Below are 14,924 nucleotides of genomic sequence, written 5' to 3' on the forward strand. Positions count from 1 at the left end.
CTCCCTACCCACTAAGTCGTCTGGCCTCAAATGCAGCAATTTCTTGCTCAAGGCTTAACAAATACCCAAGTTCATCTACACCTCGTAGCAGGCAATCTTTAGCAAAAGGATCAACCGGAAAATGGGTTTCCCCACCCGCCCAGGACAAAGTTTGAGTTTCAAGATCTATGGTTACGGTCTGGGAAGGATCACGCCCTAAAAGACGGACGAGTTCCTGATGAACTTCGGGTGGCACTGTTACCGGTAGTAAGCCATTTTTCAGCGCGTTATTACGAAAGATATCCGCAAATGAGGTAGAAATAACAGCGCGAAATCCCCATCCTAGCAAAGCCCAAGCTGCGTGTTCGCGCGAAGATCCGCACCCAAAGTTGTCACCCGCCAATAAAATCTGCGCCTCCTGGTTTTCGGGATAATTTAGAACGAATGCGGGATCCGGTTGTCCATCAGGCAAATACCGCCAATCTGCAAAGAGACTTGCCCCTAAACCGGTTCGATCCGTGGTTTTCAAGAAGCGAGCGGGTATGATCTGATCAGTGTCAATATTATCAACGGGTAAAACCACAACCCGAGAGGACAACTTAGTAAAGGGTTCCATCAATAACCTCCACTAAAGCAACGTGCGCGGGTCAGTAATGACACCAAAAATCGCCGTAGCCGCGGCGGTTAGGGGGCTAGCCAAAAACGTGCGTCCTCCCCGCCCCTGACGGCCTTCGAAGTTGCGGTTGCTAGTACTCACCGCGTACTGGCCTGGCTCAAGCGCATCACCGTTCATGGCAATACACATCGAGCATCCCGGCTCCCGCCATTCAGCGCCTGCTTCTTTGAAGATGCGGTCCAAGCCCTCTGCCTCCGCGGCCCGTTTAACCTGTTGGGACCCCGGCACGACCAAGACGCGCACATTCGAAGCCACCTTCCGTCCTTTAAGCAAGCTTGCTGCCTGACGTAAATCGGATAGCCGCCCATTGGTACAAGACCCGATGAAGACCACATCCACCGGGTGACCCAACAAAGGCTGGCCGGGACGCAATCCCATATAGGCTAACGCTTTTTCCAACGTCGCCCGCTGTGCCGCATCCTTCACCGCTGCCGGATCCGGAACCCGTCCGCCGATAGGCATTCCCATTCCGGGATTCGTGCCGTAGGTGATCATCGGCTCCAAACGACCCACGTCCAGCGTAACCACCTTGTCGTAAACCGCACCTTCGTCACTGGGCAAGGTACGCCAATAGGCCACTGCCTTTTCCCAGGCCTCACCCTTAGGAGCAAATGGTCGCCCCGCCAGATATTCGAAGGTTACCTCATCGGGGGCAACCATGCCCGCCCTTGCCCCGGCTTCGATGGACATATTGCATAGTGTCATCCGTTCTTCCATCGAGAGCGCGCGCACCGCCGGCCCGGCATATTCCAGCACATGCCCTGTTCCCCCGCCAGTACCAATTTGGGCGATCAAGCCCAAAATCATATCCTTCGCCGTCACCCCTTTAGCAGGTTGACCTTCCATATACACTAAGCACGTCTTAGGACGGCGTTGAAGTAGACACTGGGTCGCTAAAACATGCTCCACCTCGCTCGTACCAATGCCAAACGCCAAAGCCCCAAACGCCCCGTGAGTAGAGGTATGACTATCACCACATACAATGGTCATCCCTGGCTGAGTCAACCCTAATTCGGGACCAACCACATGGACGATTCCTTGATAAGGGCTGTCCAAGCCCATCAATTGAACGCCAAATTCACGACAATTTTCTTCCAATTGGCGAATCTGTTTCCGACTTTGCTCATCTGCAAAAGCCAGTCTTCCCTCGGGTCGTCCATCAAGTGGGGGCAATGTTGGCACACCATGATCCACTGTCGCATAGGCGCGTTCGGGTCGTCGCACCCGTAACCCCTTCTGGCGAAGACCGCTAAAGGCTTGGGGCGAGGTTACTTCATGAACGAGATGCAGATCCACATACAGCACCGCCGGAGATTGCGGGGGTTCGACAACAACATGACTTTCCCAAATTTTCTCAAACAACGTTTTCGGGGTCATCATAGGCTACCACGCTTGATGATTGGGATTGTTCAAAAGCTGTTCCGTTCATATCCGCCATGGAATTCAGCGGATGGGGGGGATTGAGATAAGCACTCATATCCCACCGCCCCGGTATGGTGCGGGGCATATCAAACCAATGGCTGTACCCCGTGGGTCCGGGATTTTCAGAAGTTGTACGTCGCGGATTCATGTTACTCCTCCTTTGGCAATTGAGAATTCTGTTTAACTTACAACCTCGGCAGATGGTTTTTCCACTGGGCCATATTGCCCACTGGCGACCAATAATTTGTTCAGGGCTGCCAGATAAGCCTTTGCGCTGGCTACCACAATATCCGTATCGGCCCCATAACCACCAAACGTACGAGGATGTTCAATAGCACCATCTCCATCCTCGGCTGGCAACACACCTTCACCGGCTTCAATCCGTACCGTTACCTCACCCAAAGCATCAATCCCTTCGGTGACAGCGTGGATCACAAATTCCAGCAACGTATTGGGTGCTCCCACTATCGCGTCAATCGCCTTGTAAGTCGCATCCACCGGTCCGGTGCCAATGGCCGCTTGCACACGCAAATTACCTTCCGGGTCACGCAAACGCACCGTCGCTGTCGGCATTCCCATCGTTCCACAGGTCACCTGCAGCCCATCCAAGGTGAAAAGCTCTCGCGGTTGATAGAGTTCGTCTGAGATCAAGGCTTCCAGGTCTGCATCGGTAATCACTTTTTTACGATCTGCCAGATGCTTGAAACGTTCAAACACCTGATCCAATTCCTGATCGCTCAATTGGTAACCGAGAGAAGCCAAACGCACGCGCAGAGCGTGGCGCCCAGAATGCTTTCCCAAGACCAGACGGGTTTGCGGTACACCCACCGTCTCTGGACGGATGATTTCGTAGGTCATGCTGTGCTTGAGCATGCCATCCTGATGAATTCCTGCTTCATGGGCAAAGGCGTTGGCTCCCACAATGGCTTTGTTGGGCTGAACCGGCATGCCCGTGTAGTTGCTAACCAGTTTGCTCACCCGGTAGATTTGGGTGGTATCAATGCCAGTGCGTAGGTTATAGAACTGCCGCCGGGTGTACAGCGCCATAACCACCTCTTCTAATGCCGTATTCCCGGCCCGTTCGCCAATCCCATTGATGGTGACCTCGGCCTGACGCGCACCTGCCCGCAATCCGGCTAGTGTGTTCGCCGTTGCTAACCCCAGATCATTATGGCAATGCACCGATACAATGCAGTTTTCAATGCCCGGTGTGTTGCGAATAATGCCCGCGATCAGCGCTCCAAACTCTTCTGGTGTGGTATAGCCTACCGTATCCGGAATATTCAGCGTGGTTGCACCTGCCCGAATCGCCTCACCTAAAACATAATACAGAAACTCAGGGTCGCTCCGCCCGGCATCTTCAGGGCTAAACTCGACATCATCACACAATTGGCGCGCATAAGCCACCATTTCTCGCACGCGCTCCACCACCTGCTCGCGCGTCATGCGCAGTTTATACTTCATGTGAATTTCCGAGGTGGCTAAAAAGACATGGATGCGTGGCTTAGCCGCATGGCGGACTGCCTCCCAGGCTTTGTCTATGTCATTGACCGAAGCCCGCGCTAAACCGCAGATCACAGGCGTTTTACCGTTATAGTCCGCGTTACCCACCTCGATGGCAATACGGCGTACGGCTTCAAGGTCATCCGGTGAGGCCGCAGGAAAACCCGCTTCGATGATGTCCACTCCCAAAGCTGCCAGCGCCCTGGCCACCTCTAACTTTTCGGCGCTGGTCATGGTGGCGCCGGGGGATTGCTCACCATCGCGTAAGGTCGTATCGAAGATGCGAACATAATCCTCGCTCATTCTGTGCCTCCACCATTACCTTGTAATAGATGTGGCTTCAACCTGTTTCTCCGGTTTTTTCCAGTTCTCGGGGCGAAGAGCGCGTACTTTAGCCCCGGCTTGCCACATTTCAGACTCGCGCATTTCACGCAGTTCGGCTTCCAGTTTTTCCTTATAATCCGGGGTGCTGTTGGCTTTCAGGACAATCCGCGTCTCTTCTCCCGAAACCACCGATTGATACAGTCGTTCAAACACCGGCAGGGTCACACGGCGGAACTCGTGGCGCCAGTCCAATGCTCCGCGTTGCGCCGTCGTGGAACAATTGGCATACATCCAATCCATGCCATGCTCAGCCACCAAGCGAATCAGACTTTGGGTCAATTCCTCCACCGTTTCATTGAAGGCTTCCGATGGGGAGTGCCCATGAGCACGCAGTACCTGATATTGAGCCTCCATAATCCCTGCCAATGCTCCCATCAATACACCCCGTTCACCGGTAAGATCACTGTAAACCTCATGCTCAAAGGTGGTTTCGAAGAGGTATCCTGACCCAATCGCGATTCCCAACGCCAACGTGCGTTCGCGTGCTCGGCCGGTATAATCCTGCGCTACTGCGAAGGATGCATTGATACCACTACCAGCCAAGAAGTTTGCACGCACGCTGGTGCCCGATCCTTTGGGTGCAACCATGATGACATCCACATAAGGCGGGGGAACGACACCGGTTTGATCTTTGTAGACAATCGAAAAGCCGTGGGAGAAATAAAGCGCTTTTCCTGGTTTCAGGCAGGGTTCAATTTTTGGCCACATTTGCTTCTGGGCTGCATCTGAAACCAGATATTGGATGACCGTGCCCCGTTCCGCCGCTTCCTCGAGCGAGAAAAGCGTCTCACCAGGCACCCAGCCATCTTTCTGTGCCTTTTCCCATGAACGCCCCCCCGGCCTCACGCCCACAATGACCCGGATGCCGTTATCGCGCATATTGAGAGATTGGGCCATGCCCTGCACCCCATAACCCAGTACCGCCACTACCTCATCTTTCAGCACTTCGCGTGCCTTCTCCAGAGGGAATTCATCCCGGGTCACCACCTCTTCTAAAACACCTGCGAAATCCATCTTTGCCATTCGGACACCTCCTGGGAGTTATTGTGAAAAGTTAGGGATGAACGGGAGTAACGTGATAACCATTGCCGTTTGCGTAGAGAGGCATGTTCCCCCGTGCCATACTCACCACCCCGGTACGCACCATTTCGATAATTCCAAGCGGTCGCAAGACTTCCAAGAATCCTTCGATCTTTTCCTCATCCCCGGTGATTTCAACGATCATGGAATCGGTAGCCACATCCACCACATGGGCACGGAAAACTTCAACAATTTGCATCACATGTCCGCGGTTTTCCGGCGTCGCCTTAACCTTGATCAAAGCGAGATCACGAGTTACCTTGGGCACTGGCGTCAAATCCGAAACCTGGATAACATTTACGAGTTTATAGAGATACGCGGTTAACCGTTCGGCGCTGACATTATCGCTATCCACCACAATCGTCATGCGCGAAATCCCAGGTTGTTCGGTATGGCCTACCGTCAGAGATTCGATGTTGAAATTGCGCCGCCGAAACAATGAGGCGACACGATTAAGCACGCCGGGTTTGTCTTCCACTAACGCCACAATAATGTGTTGCATCACACCCTCCCCGATCAAATTTCATCTTCCGCGGTTTCGACCATACGATTGACCAATGGCCGTCGAATCATGGCATGTAAATCTGCGCCTGCCGGCACCATGGGATACACATTGTCTTCTTGCTCAACTCTGAAATCAATGACCACCGTGCCTTCGATCTGGCGTGCCTGTTGTAATGCCGTATTTACTTCCCCTCGTGAGGTCACCCGCAACCCTGTTAGACCATGTGCTTCAGCCAGTTTCACAAAATCAGGGCTGCGCATTGGCGTTGCCGCATAGCGCCGTTCGTAGAATAACTCCTGCCACTGTCGCACCATCCCCAGATACCCATTATTGATGATGGCAACATTGACCTTCACCCCTTCTTGAGCCGCAGTGGAGAGCTCGGCCGCAGTCATCTGGAACCCACCATCACCGACTACCGCCCACACCTCAGCATCAGGGCACGCGATCTTCGCTCCAATAGCTGCTGGCAACCCAAATCCCATGGTGCCCAGCCCACCGGAGGTGATAAACCAGTTTGGATGATCCTGCTTGTAATATTGCGCCGCCCACATCTGGTGTTGACCCACATCGGTCACAATGATGGCTTTGCCCTGGGTAAAACGCCAGAGCGCATCAATAACATGAGCCGCATAGAGTTTGCCATTCTCCGGGGTCAGGTTGAGGATGTCTTCATCCGCCGCTTCACGACGAAGCGCCTCGATATGTGCCAGCCAATCCGAATGTTCCAAGGTAGGCGTTTCTTCCAATAACAGGCACAGCGCTTCGCGGAGATCACCGATAACGGAAACATCCACTTTGACGTTTTTGTTAATTTCGGTAGGGTCTATATCCACATGGATCTTGCGTGCATGGGTGGCGTACGTCTTGACGTTTCCGGTCACCCGATCATCAAAGCGCATTCCAAACGCCAGCAATAAATCAGCCTCTTGAATGGCCTGGTTAACCCAAGCCTGACCATGCATGCCCATCATGCCCAAGTTCAACGGATGAGAAGCCGGAAAGCCACCGATTCCTAATAAAGTCATCGCTACCGGAATCTGGGTTTGCTCCGCAAAAGCGCGCAACTCCTCCATGGCCCGGCTGAGTAACACCCCTCTCCCGGCCAAAATAAGCGGACGCTTGGCTTCGCGAATTAACTGCGCTGCCTGAACGATCCGCGCCCGATCCGGAACCCGATAAGGGCGGTAACCGCGCAATTGGATCGGCTTGGGGTCATACGTCCATTCCATGCTGTTTTGCTGGGCATCCTTGGCAATATCCACTAAAACCGGTCCCGGGCGTCCAGTACGGGCAATGTAAAAGGCTTCGCGCAGTACCGGTCCGATTTCCTCTACCCGAGTGACCAGATAGTTGTGTTTCGTGATTGGGAGTGTAATCCCCGTGACATCCGTCTCTTGAAATGCATCATAGCCGATTAAGTGACTGGCAACCTGGCCAGTGATAAATACCGTAGGTGAAGAATCCATCATAGCCGTCGCAATCCCGGTTACCAGATTCGTTGCGCCAGGGCCAGATGTCGCCAAAGCCACCCCCACTTTGCCGCTCACACGGGCATAGCCATCAGCCATGTGTGCTGCTCCTTGCTCATGACGAACCAGCACATGGCGCACCGGATAGTCCAGCATTGCATCATAAATCGGCAGATTGGCTCCCCCTGGATAACCAAAGACAACCTCAACCCCCTCCCGCACCAACACTTCCCATACAATTTGTGCTCCTGTTCGCTTCATCACTGCACCTCCTTTGGCAAGACCTCTTATGAACGACTAACTCCCGGGGTATTCCATCACCGCACCACGATCAGCACCACTCACAAAGTAGGCATAACGCTTTAGCCATTTACTATTGGTCCGTGGTTCGAACGGCGGTAGTGCCGCTAACCGGCGCTGAATTTCTTCATCACTGAGACGCACATTCAATGTATGAGCATCCAGATCAATTTCAATGATGTCGCCAGGCCGTAAAGCAGCAATCGGGCCACGCGCCGCCGCTTCCGGTGCCACGTGTCCAATGCACGCGCCTCGGGTCCCACCGGAAAAACGCCCATCGGTAATCAGAGCCACCTTATCCCCCAATCCCATACCCATAATAGCGCTGGTCGGGCTGAGCATTTCCTGCATGCCCGGCCCACCGCGTGGACCTTCATAACGAATCACCACCACCTCACCAGGTTGAACCTCTCGTGCCAGAATCCCACGCAGCGCATCTTCCTGGGATTCATAAATTCGGGCTGGACCGCTAAAACGACGCATCCCGGGCAATACCCCCGCTGTTTTAACAACTGCGCCGCGTGGGGCAAGGTTGCCAAAGAGAATCGCCAACCCTCCGGTTTGCGAGTGCGCATTTTCACAGCGCCTTATCACATTTTCGTCTTTAATTTCCGCCCCGTTCAGGGCATTACCTAGCGTATCTCCGGTCACGGTAATCCGATTCAGGTGAAGTATACCGGTGCCTCGGTGGACTTCCTTGAGAATCGCTGGCACACCACCAGCGCGGTGCACGTCTTCCATATGCCAGGGACCAGACGGACTGACTTTACATAAATGCGGTACCCTGGCTGAAATCGCATTAATTCGCTCCAGCGAATAATCCAACCCGGCTTCATGGGCTATAGCCAACCCGTGTAGAAGAGTGTTTGTTGACCCTCCCATGGCCATATCTAAGGCAAAGGCATCATCCAAGGCCTCTAACGTCACAATGTCGCGTGGTTTTATTTGTCGCCGCACCAATTCAAGGATCAAATGCCCCGCCCGCCGCGCCAGTGCTTCTCGTTCTGGTGTAAGTGCCAGAGCCGACCCGTTATAAGGTAGCGCCAGCCCCAACGCCTCCATCAAGCAGTTCATGCTATTTGCGGTAAACATGCCTGAACACGAACCACACGAGGGGCAAGCGTAATCTTCAAGGGTTTTCAGGCGTTTTTGGTCAATCTTGCCCGCCTGGTAAGCCCCCACCCCTTCAAAAACCGAAATCAAATCTACCACCTCACCATCTGGCGTACGGCCAGCCGCCATCGCCCCACCGGAAACAAAGATGGTGGGAATATTTAGGCGCACCGCTGCCATAAGCATGCCAGGCACAATCTTGTCACAATTGGGAATACACACCATCCCATCAAAACGATGGGCTTCAATCATGGTTTCGACCGAGTCGGCAATCAATTCCCGTGAGGGGAGAGAATACTTCATCCCCTCATGTCCCATAGCAATCCCATCGTCCACGGCGATGGTGTTGAATTCGAAAGGCACCCCTCCGGCCTCACGCACCGCCTCTTTGACAATTCGAGCAAACGATTGCAAGTGAACATGTCCGGGCACAATATCAGCATATGAATTTACAATGGCAATAAACGGCTTTTCAAAATCTTCATCCTTAACCCCCGTGGCTTTTAAGAGCGCCCGGTGTGGGGCATGTTCGATTCCTTTCTTGACTCGATCCGATCGCATCATCGCTCTCCTCGCTTGGGTATAAAAAAACCGCCCTTTCGGGCGGTTGGTTTGTACTTTTTGGTATGGGCTTGCGTATGGGTTTAGGCTAGTTCCACTTCGCTCGCTCCAACCGCCCAAAGGGGAGTCAGGCTCTCAATAAGGACGAGAACCAGAATTAGGCTAAGGGCGAGGAGCGAATAAATGTATGACATCTTCAATCGCTGAGGCTTTGTGAGAAGTTATTGCGCAATTCTATACACCCGTGGAGATTTGTCAAGGGGTTAAACCTTAAAATATTCTGCCTTTTCTAGGCAGATTACACCCCCTTTTTGAGTTCACGAGTATACTTAGGCCACGAGGTACACTATGTTACTTAATGCCATTCTTTCCACCCTTTTGGTTATCACATTAGTTTATCTAGTTCTGGCGCGCATGGCTGCTGAACGCCTGGCACGTACACATCATGAACAAAAATGTGACTTTTTTGCCCATCACCCCGTCAAAGCTGGGGATATCGTCTTCCTGGGAGACAGTATCACCGATGGCGCGCGGTGGGATGAACTTTTCCCTGGACTCCCGGTGAAGAATCGTGGCATTAACGCCGATACAACCCGGGGTGTTTTAGCCCGTTTAGATAGCATCCTCCAGGGTCAACCAGCAGCAATTTTTTTGCTGATTGGCACCAATGATCTTCCCTGGTTCATGTTCCGGAGTGATCGCGATATTCTCGAAACCTATACGGCCATATTAGAACGCTGTCGGCGGGAAAGTCCTAACACACAGGTCTTCGTTCAATCCATTCTTCCCCGCGCACGGGGATATGCCAAGCGAATCCTCCGCATCAACGCCGAACTGGAAAGACTAGCCCATCGTTTTAGTTATACCTTTGTTAATCTTTTTCCCCATTTTGCCGACGCCAATGGACAGATTCGCTCGGAACTCTCCAACGATAAACTTCATCTGATGGCCATCGGTTATGACCTCTGGGTGGAACAAATCAAACCCTTAATTGAGAACCTGACTTCTTCAACCCTATCCGAATTTCACCAAACCAAAGGAATTTCATATTAGTAACCTACCCTCACTTTATGGGTTATAGATTACGTAACTCTCTCAACGAAAAGAAAAAAGCACGGTGACGACACAAATAAATGCACGTCTCAAGCACTCTTAAAATATGACCTGGGTGGGAATGGATTAGCCGTGCTTTTTGTTAACATATACCCAATCCTCTCTAGAACGGATTCGCTTCCCCATGCTCTCTGAAAAAATCCTATACTGGGCCTCCAAACCGGTCGTGCGCACATTTGTCGCCCTGGCATTGAAAATGGAGATCAGACGCCCTAGCCCTTTTCCCCAAGGGGGCAAAATTTTTGCCGCCAATCACCCTAGTACAGCCGACCCCTTTTTCGTCGCCGCCGCCGTACGTGAACAGGCCTTTATCTTGATCAATAATTTATTGTTTCAAGTGCCCTTGTTTGGCACTTACCTGCGCCTCTCGGGACACATTCCGGTCAAAGTAGGAGAAGGGCAGAGCGCGATAGACTCGGCGCTCAAACATCTTGCGGCTGGACATAATATTATGATCTTCCCTGAAGGCGACCTTAGCCCCGCGGAGGGTGGATTTCACAAACCTCGTACCGGTGTGGCCCGATTAGCCCTGGCCAGCGGCGCCCCGGTGATTCCGATAGGCATTCACCTCCAACGCGAACGCTTGCATTTCATCCGTTCCACCGTACGCGGTGAGGTGACCTATGGACGTTGGTACCTGAGCGGGCCTTACAAAGTAACTGTGGGCACCCCACTCCACTTTGAGGGTAACGTAGAGGATCGCCCCTTAGTGCGTTCGGTGGCCGAGACCATCATGCATCATATCATCGAATTAGCACGTGAAAGCGAAAACCGTCTAAATCCAATTCAAAGCCGGCTGGATTTAGCACAACAGGTTGGGTAATCTCCCATGGTTTTCCCGGATCAGGATTCCCAAAATGCCAATAAAAATCATTAGCGATTCGGGTTTACTCTCAACACGTTTATAATGAGAGTATGAAAGCCTCGCGCGCCAATCACCCCGATCCAGACAATAATCTCCCTCTTCCTATCCCTACCCACGATATCCAAATCGGGCATGCAGCCAATGAGGCGGCTACACGGCATCGCTTTGCCGATTACCGGTCTCGCCGAGCCGATCACACGCTACGGCGTCAGGATGCAGACCTAGCACTCTTTGCCGAATTCCTTTCTTCATTGGGCATTCAGGTTAGTAATCTAAGTCAGAATCCCGAGGCATGGCGTGGAATTACTTGGGGATTGGTGGAAGCCTTTGTTAAGTGGCAACTAAGCGTAGGGTACGCGATCCCTTCTATAAACGTACGGCTTTCCACGGTTAAAACATATGCCCGCCTAGCCCTCCAAAGCGGTTGCTTGACGCCTGAAGAGTACGCCCTTATTCGCAGCATCAAAGGCTTCTCCCATCGCGAGCAGCAACGCCTCGATCAACGCCGACCACGCCAACGCGTAGGCACCAAAAAACCCGCGCCGGTGACGCTCACACCTCAACAAGCCGCCGCGCTCAAAACTCAACCTGATACCCCTCAAGGCCGGCGAGACGCCCTGCTTATGTGCCTGCTTCTTGATCACGGGCTCCGGGTCGGGGAAGTGGCCTCATTACGGGTCGAAAATATTGACTTGGAAGCGGGCTTATTGCGCTTCTTCCGTCCCAAAGTTGGCAAAACACAAACCCATCGCCTTAGCCCCGACACCCTGCACCTCCTCCGCCGCTGCTCAGCGTTGAAAGACCTACCCGCCGAACCTCAAGCCCCTCTCCTGCGCGCCAGTCTGAAAGACGGTAGCCTAAGCAAAGCCGGAATGACCACGCGGGCCATTACCCAAAGGGTCCGTTTTTTAGGTGAGCGATTGGGAATCATCGGATTGAGCGCTCACGACTGCCGACATTACTGGGCTACCCAGGCCGCTCGCCGCGGCGTGGATCCATTTGCCTTACAACAAGCCGGTGGCTGGGCTTCTTTGGCCATGCCCCGTCGTTATATCGCTGACAACGAAATTGCTAATGAGGATCTCTTAGATCTCGAATAAGGACATCTGTCATCTAGGAAACAGGATGCTCTACGCCACGAATCCTGAAAATCCCCACGCGCCATCCAGTACGGCACTGGGTTATACTCATCCTAGGCACTAAATACCAATTAAGAGAAACAGCGTGGATTGGAGCATCCCAATCATCATTCTGCAACTCATCTTACTGGAGGGGCTGTTATCTATTGATAATGCCGCCGTTTTAGGTGCTATGGTGGCACATCTGCCCGACGATCAGCCCGTCCAATGGCCACGGCCCCTGATGAAATTGGGGCACCGTCTTCATACCATCCTGGGGAATCAACGCACCGCGGCCTTACGGGTAGGTTTACTGGGAGCCTACCTGGGAAGAGGGCTAATGCTAGCTTTGGCAGCCTGGGTAATCCACTACCCATGGTTGCGCATCCTCGGTGCGGCTTATTTAATCCGCTTGGCTTTCGATAACCTGGGCCAGGCTGAACCCGGTGAGGAGGATGCTCACGCTCATCCTCTTGAGCAACATTCCTTCTGGATGATCGTATTGACGGTTGAAATGACCGACTTGGTCTTCAGCCTGGACAACGTGGTTGCAGCGGTTTCGCTCTCGAACCGCTTTTGGGTAATTATGATAGGGGTAGCCATCGGAATTTTGATGATGCGTTTTGCCGCTGGTATCTTCAGTTATGCCGTCACCCGCGAGCCCATCCTCAAGCCGGCGGCGTATCTATTGGTTCTAGCCATTGGGGTTGAACTTCTACTGGAAGAATGGATCGGACTCGAGATCAACGATTGGCTGCGCTTTGGTATTTCAGTAACCATATTGCTCTCGGCACTGCTTTATGCTCACAGCAAGTTTTTACAACATCTTCGACCCGTGCTCGTATGGATTGGGCAGGGTTTTGCAAATGTCAATGAGTTAGTGGATTGGGCACTTGTGCCGCTCGTAGTGGTCTTGCGCTGGATTACTCGAATTCCATACCTGGTATATAGAGCAGTCTCCCGTACGGTCGAACATCTTTGATAAGGTGTATTAGTGCCAATAACACCATCTTAAGCCAACCTTAAGGTCATCTTGAGGATGTTTTAAGGACAGAGGTGTTTTTTGCCTTTAAACTCATTAGCGAATGAGCAAACTGACTGCGCTCATTCACGGAAATGCTTATATCTAGTGAATATGGAGGTGTACGATGAAGCCGCAATCGCGCCTTTCCCTTATTGCAGTATCTCTAATCTTAATGGGCCTTTTTGCCTCGGCCTGTGTCCCCTTTAATTTCCAGGGCTTTCGTTTGCCCAAGATCCAGATTGAACAAGGCAACTCGCAATCTCAAACGCCGGTTGTGGTGCCAACCGCCACTCTTGCACCTTCCTCCAGTGCGACAACACTTGAAAACCCCTCATCGGCCAACATACTTACCACACTAGAAGACACACTAGCCCAGGTTTATGCTCAGGTCAATCCCTCCGTAGTCAACATCCAAACCACTCAGCGCCTTGGGCCAGCCTTGAACCTGCCTTTCAACTTTCCCGGACAATCGCCTGACCAGGCCCCGGTAACGCGCAGTCTGGGCTCAGGGTTCGTCTGGGATACACAGGGACATATCGTAACCAACAATCACGTGATAGACGGTGCTGATCGAATCACCGTAACCTTCTCTGACGGCAGCACCGTCGAGGCCCAGGTCGTCGGCGCCGACAGCGATGCCGACCTCGCCGTGCTGAAAGTAGATGTAACCCCGGAGAAGTTGGTTCCTGTTCGCTTGGCCGATTCTAAGCAGGTTAAGGTGGGGCAATTGGCTATTGCCATCGGCAATCCTTATGGTCTAGAAGGCACAATGACTGTCGGGTTCATCAGCGCTTTAGGGCGTTCCTTACCCGTACAAAGCACAGCCAACGACGGCGCTACGTACACGATCCCTGACGTTATTCAAACCGACGCCCCGATTAATCCTGGGAACTCAGGCGGGGTTTTGGTGAACATTCGTGGGGAAGTAATTGGTGTCACCGCAGCGATTGAATCCCCGGTACGCGCAAATGCCGGGATTGGGTTTGTCATTCCTTCCAATATTGTGAGACGCGTGGTTCCAGCCCTGATTGCCACTGGTCGTTATGATCACCCTTACCTTGGTATCAGCGGTACGACCCTGACCTCGGATTTAGCCAAAGCCATGGGGTTAAGCCCAGATCAACGAGGCGCGCTGGTGATTGATGTCACCCCCAATAGCCCTGCAGACAAGGCCGGTTTACGCGGCAGCGATCGTCAGATCACTCTGGATGGAAACCCTGTGCGTGTAGGTGGTGATGTGATCACCGCCATTGATGGAAACCCGGTGCAGAAATTCGAAGATCTGGCCAGTTACCTTGCCACCTCGACCTCGGTGGGTCAAAAAGTGACGCTTACGATTCTGCGCAACGGGCGAGAGCAAACCATAGAGGTTACCCTGGGTGCTCGCCCCCGCACCCAGAGTTCTAACCTAACCACGGCCCAAAGCGGCGCCTACCTGGGAATTACCGGACGCACACTGACCCCTGAAATTGCTCAGGCCATGGGGTTGGATCAAGATCAACAAGGTGTGCTCGTTGTGAACGTGGTCAACGGAAGCCCAGCCGATAAAGCCGGCCTGCGCGGTAGTTTCAAACCGGCTACGATCAACGGTGAACAAATGCTAATCGGCGGCGATATTATCACCGCCTTTGACGATCAACCGATCACTTCCTTTGAGGATTTACAAGCCGCGCTGGCTCAATCCTCACCTGGACAAAAAGTGACCTTGACCATCTTGCGCGAAGGGAAATCACAGCGCGTTGACGTGACACTCGATGCGCGCCCCAATTCCTAAATCGTGCGGCAGGGCGCAATACCAGAAGCCCCGGC

13 protein-coding genes are annotated in these 14,924 nt (G+C 52.9%); 5 read left to right on the forward strand and 8 right to left on the reverse strand.

Features of this window, described 5'->3' with window-relative positions:
• Positions 1-4: 4 nt before the first annotated feature.
• From leuD to ilvD, 8 genes are read right to left on the reverse strand one after another with little or no spacing between them, the layout of a single operon-like run.
• Positions 5-595 (reverse strand): 3-isopropylmalate dehydratase small subunit, encoded by a 591-nt coding sequence (gene leuD, locus QYE77_RS02585; RefSeq protein WP_315623788.1) that lies wholly within the window; start codon positions 593-595, stop codon positions 5-7.
• Between the two features lie 12 nt (positions 596-607).
• Positions 608-2,035, reverse strand: a complete 1,428-nt coding sequence (leuC, locus tag QYE77_RS02590) for a 3-isopropylmalate dehydratase large subunit (RefSeq protein WP_315623789.1) — start codon at positions 2,033-2,035, stop codon at positions 608-610.
• Positions 2,010-2,225, reverse strand: coding sequence for a hypothetical protein (locus tag QYE77_RS02595; protein WP_315623790.1), 216 nt, complete (start codon positions 2,223-2,225; stop codon positions 2,010-2,012). The genes leuC and QYE77_RS02595 overlap by 26 nt, the downstream gene beginning before the upstream one ends.
• Before the next feature lie 32 nt (positions 2,226-2,257).
• On the reverse strand, positions 2,258-3,883 hold the full coding sequence (locus tag QYE77_RS02600; RefSeq protein WP_315623791.1) for a 2-isopropylmalate synthase: 1,626 nt from the start codon (positions 3,881-3,883) through the stop codon (positions 2,258-2,260).
• Positions 3,884-3,898: 15 nt separating this feature from the next.
• Positions 3,899-4,987, reverse strand: coding sequence for a ketol-acid reductoisomerase (gene ilvC, locus QYE77_RS02605; protein ID WP_315623792.1), 1,089 nt, complete (start codon positions 4,985-4,987; stop codon positions 3,899-3,901).
• 31 nt (positions 4,988-5,018) lie between these two features.
• Entirely contained in the window at positions 5,019-5,546 is a 528-nt protein-coding gene (gene ilvN, locus QYE77_RS02610) for an acetolactate synthase small subunit (protein WP_315623793.1), read from the reverse strand.
• Positions 5,547-5,560: 14 nt separating this feature from the next.
• Positions 5,561-7,282: a biosynthetic-type acetolactate synthase large subunit gene (gene ilvB / locus QYE77_RS02615; protein WP_315623794.1), complete on the reverse strand. Its 1,722-nt coding sequence runs from the start codon at positions 7,280-7,282 to the stop codon at positions 5,561-5,563.
• 36 nt (positions 7,283-7,318) lie between these two features.
• Positions 7,319-8,995 (reverse strand): dihydroxy-acid dehydratase, encoded by a 1,677-nt coding sequence (ilvD, locus tag QYE77_RS02620; RefSeq protein ID WP_399389878.1) that lies wholly within the window; start codon positions 8,993-8,995, stop codon positions 7,319-7,321.
• 348 nt (positions 8,996-9,343) lie between these two features.
• Here ilvD and QYE77_RS02625 point away from each other — a divergent pair, with 348 nt between their 5' ends.
• The 5 genes from QYE77_RS02625 (at position 9,344) to QYE77_RS02645 (ending at position 14,889) form a co-directional block, all read left to right on the forward strand.
• On the forward strand, positions 9,344-10,048 hold the full coding sequence (locus QYE77_RS02625) for a GDSL-type esterase/lipase family protein (protein ID WP_315623796.1): 705 nt from the start codon (positions 9,344-9,346) through the stop codon (positions 10,046-10,048).
• A 139-nt stretch (positions 10,049-10,187) separates the two neighbouring features.
• Positions 10,188-10,931, forward strand: a complete 744-nt coding sequence (locus QYE77_RS02630) for a lysophospholipid acyltransferase family protein (protein WP_315623797.1) — start codon at positions 10,188-10,190, stop codon at positions 10,929-10,931.
• 92 nt (positions 10,932-11,023) lie between these two features.
• Complete coding sequence (locus tag QYE77_RS02635) at positions 11,024-12,073, forward strand: tyrosine-type recombinase/integrase (RefSeq protein WP_315623798.1); 1,050 nt, start codon at positions 11,024-11,026, stop codon at positions 12,071-12,073.
• Positions 12,074-12,197: 124 nt separating this feature from the next.
• Positions 12,198-13,073: a TerC family protein gene (locus QYE77_RS02640; RefSeq protein ID WP_315623799.1), complete on the forward strand. Its 876-nt coding sequence runs from the start codon at positions 12,198-12,200 to the stop codon at positions 13,071-13,073.
• Between the two features lie 166 nt (positions 13,074-13,239).
• Positions 13,240-14,889: a PDZ domain-containing protein gene (locus QYE77_RS02645; protein WP_315623800.1), complete on the forward strand. Its 1,650-nt coding sequence runs from the start codon at positions 13,240-13,242 to the stop codon at positions 14,887-14,889.
• The last annotated feature ends 35 nt before the right edge of the window (positions 14,890-14,924 follow it).

This window comes from Thermanaerothrix solaris, assembly GCF_032334255.1.
Classification (GTDB): domain Bacteria; phylum Chloroflexota; class Anaerolineae; order Anaerolineales; family Anaerolineaceae; genus Thermanaerothrix; species Thermanaerothrix solaris.

Excerpts from the sequence above, each read along its gene's own strand:
- ilvD (WP_399389878.1), bottom strand. The coding sequence starts at position 8,995 with ATGCGATCGGATCGAGTCAAGAAAGGAATCGAACATGCCCCACACCGG.
- QYE77_RS02595 (WP_315623790.1), bottom strand. The coding sequence starts at position 2,225 with ATGAATCCGCGACGTACAACTTCTGAAAATCCCGGACCCACGGGGTAC.
- ilvN (WP_315623793.1), bottom strand. The coding sequence starts at position 5,546 with ATGCAACACATTATTGTGGCGTTAGTGGAAGACAAACCCGGCGTGCTT.
- QYE77_RS02600 (WP_315623791.1), bottom strand. The coding sequence starts at position 3,883 with ATGAGCGAGGATTATGTTCGCATCTTCGATACGACCTTACGCGATGGT.
- QYE77_RS02625 (WP_315623796.1), top strand. The coding sequence starts at position 9,344 with ATGTTACTTAATGCCATTCTTTCCACCCTTTTGGTTATCACATTAGTT.
- ilvB (WP_315623794.1), bottom strand. The coding sequence starts at position 7,282 with ATGAAGCGAACAGGAGCACAAATTGTATGGGAAGTGTTGGTGCGGGAG.
- leuC (WP_315623789.1), bottom strand. The coding sequence starts at position 2,035 with ATGATGACCCCGAAAACGTTGTTTGAGAAAATTTGGGAAAGTCATGTT.
- leuD (WP_315623788.1), bottom strand. The coding sequence starts at position 595 with ATGGAACCCTTTACTAAGTTGTCCTCTCGGGTTGTGGTTTTACCCGTT.
- QYE77_RS02635 (WP_315623798.1), top strand. The coding sequence starts at position 11,024 with ATGAAAGCCTCGCGCGCCAATCACCCCGATCCAGACAATAATCTCCCT.
- ilvC (WP_315623792.1), bottom strand. The coding sequence starts at position 4,987 with ATGGCAAAGATGGATTTCGCAGGTGTTTTAGAAGAGGTGGTGACCCGG.
- QYE77_RS02645 (WP_315623800.1), top strand. The coding sequence starts at position 13,240 with ATGAAGCCGCAATCGCGCCTTTCCCTTATTGCAGTATCTCTAATCTTA.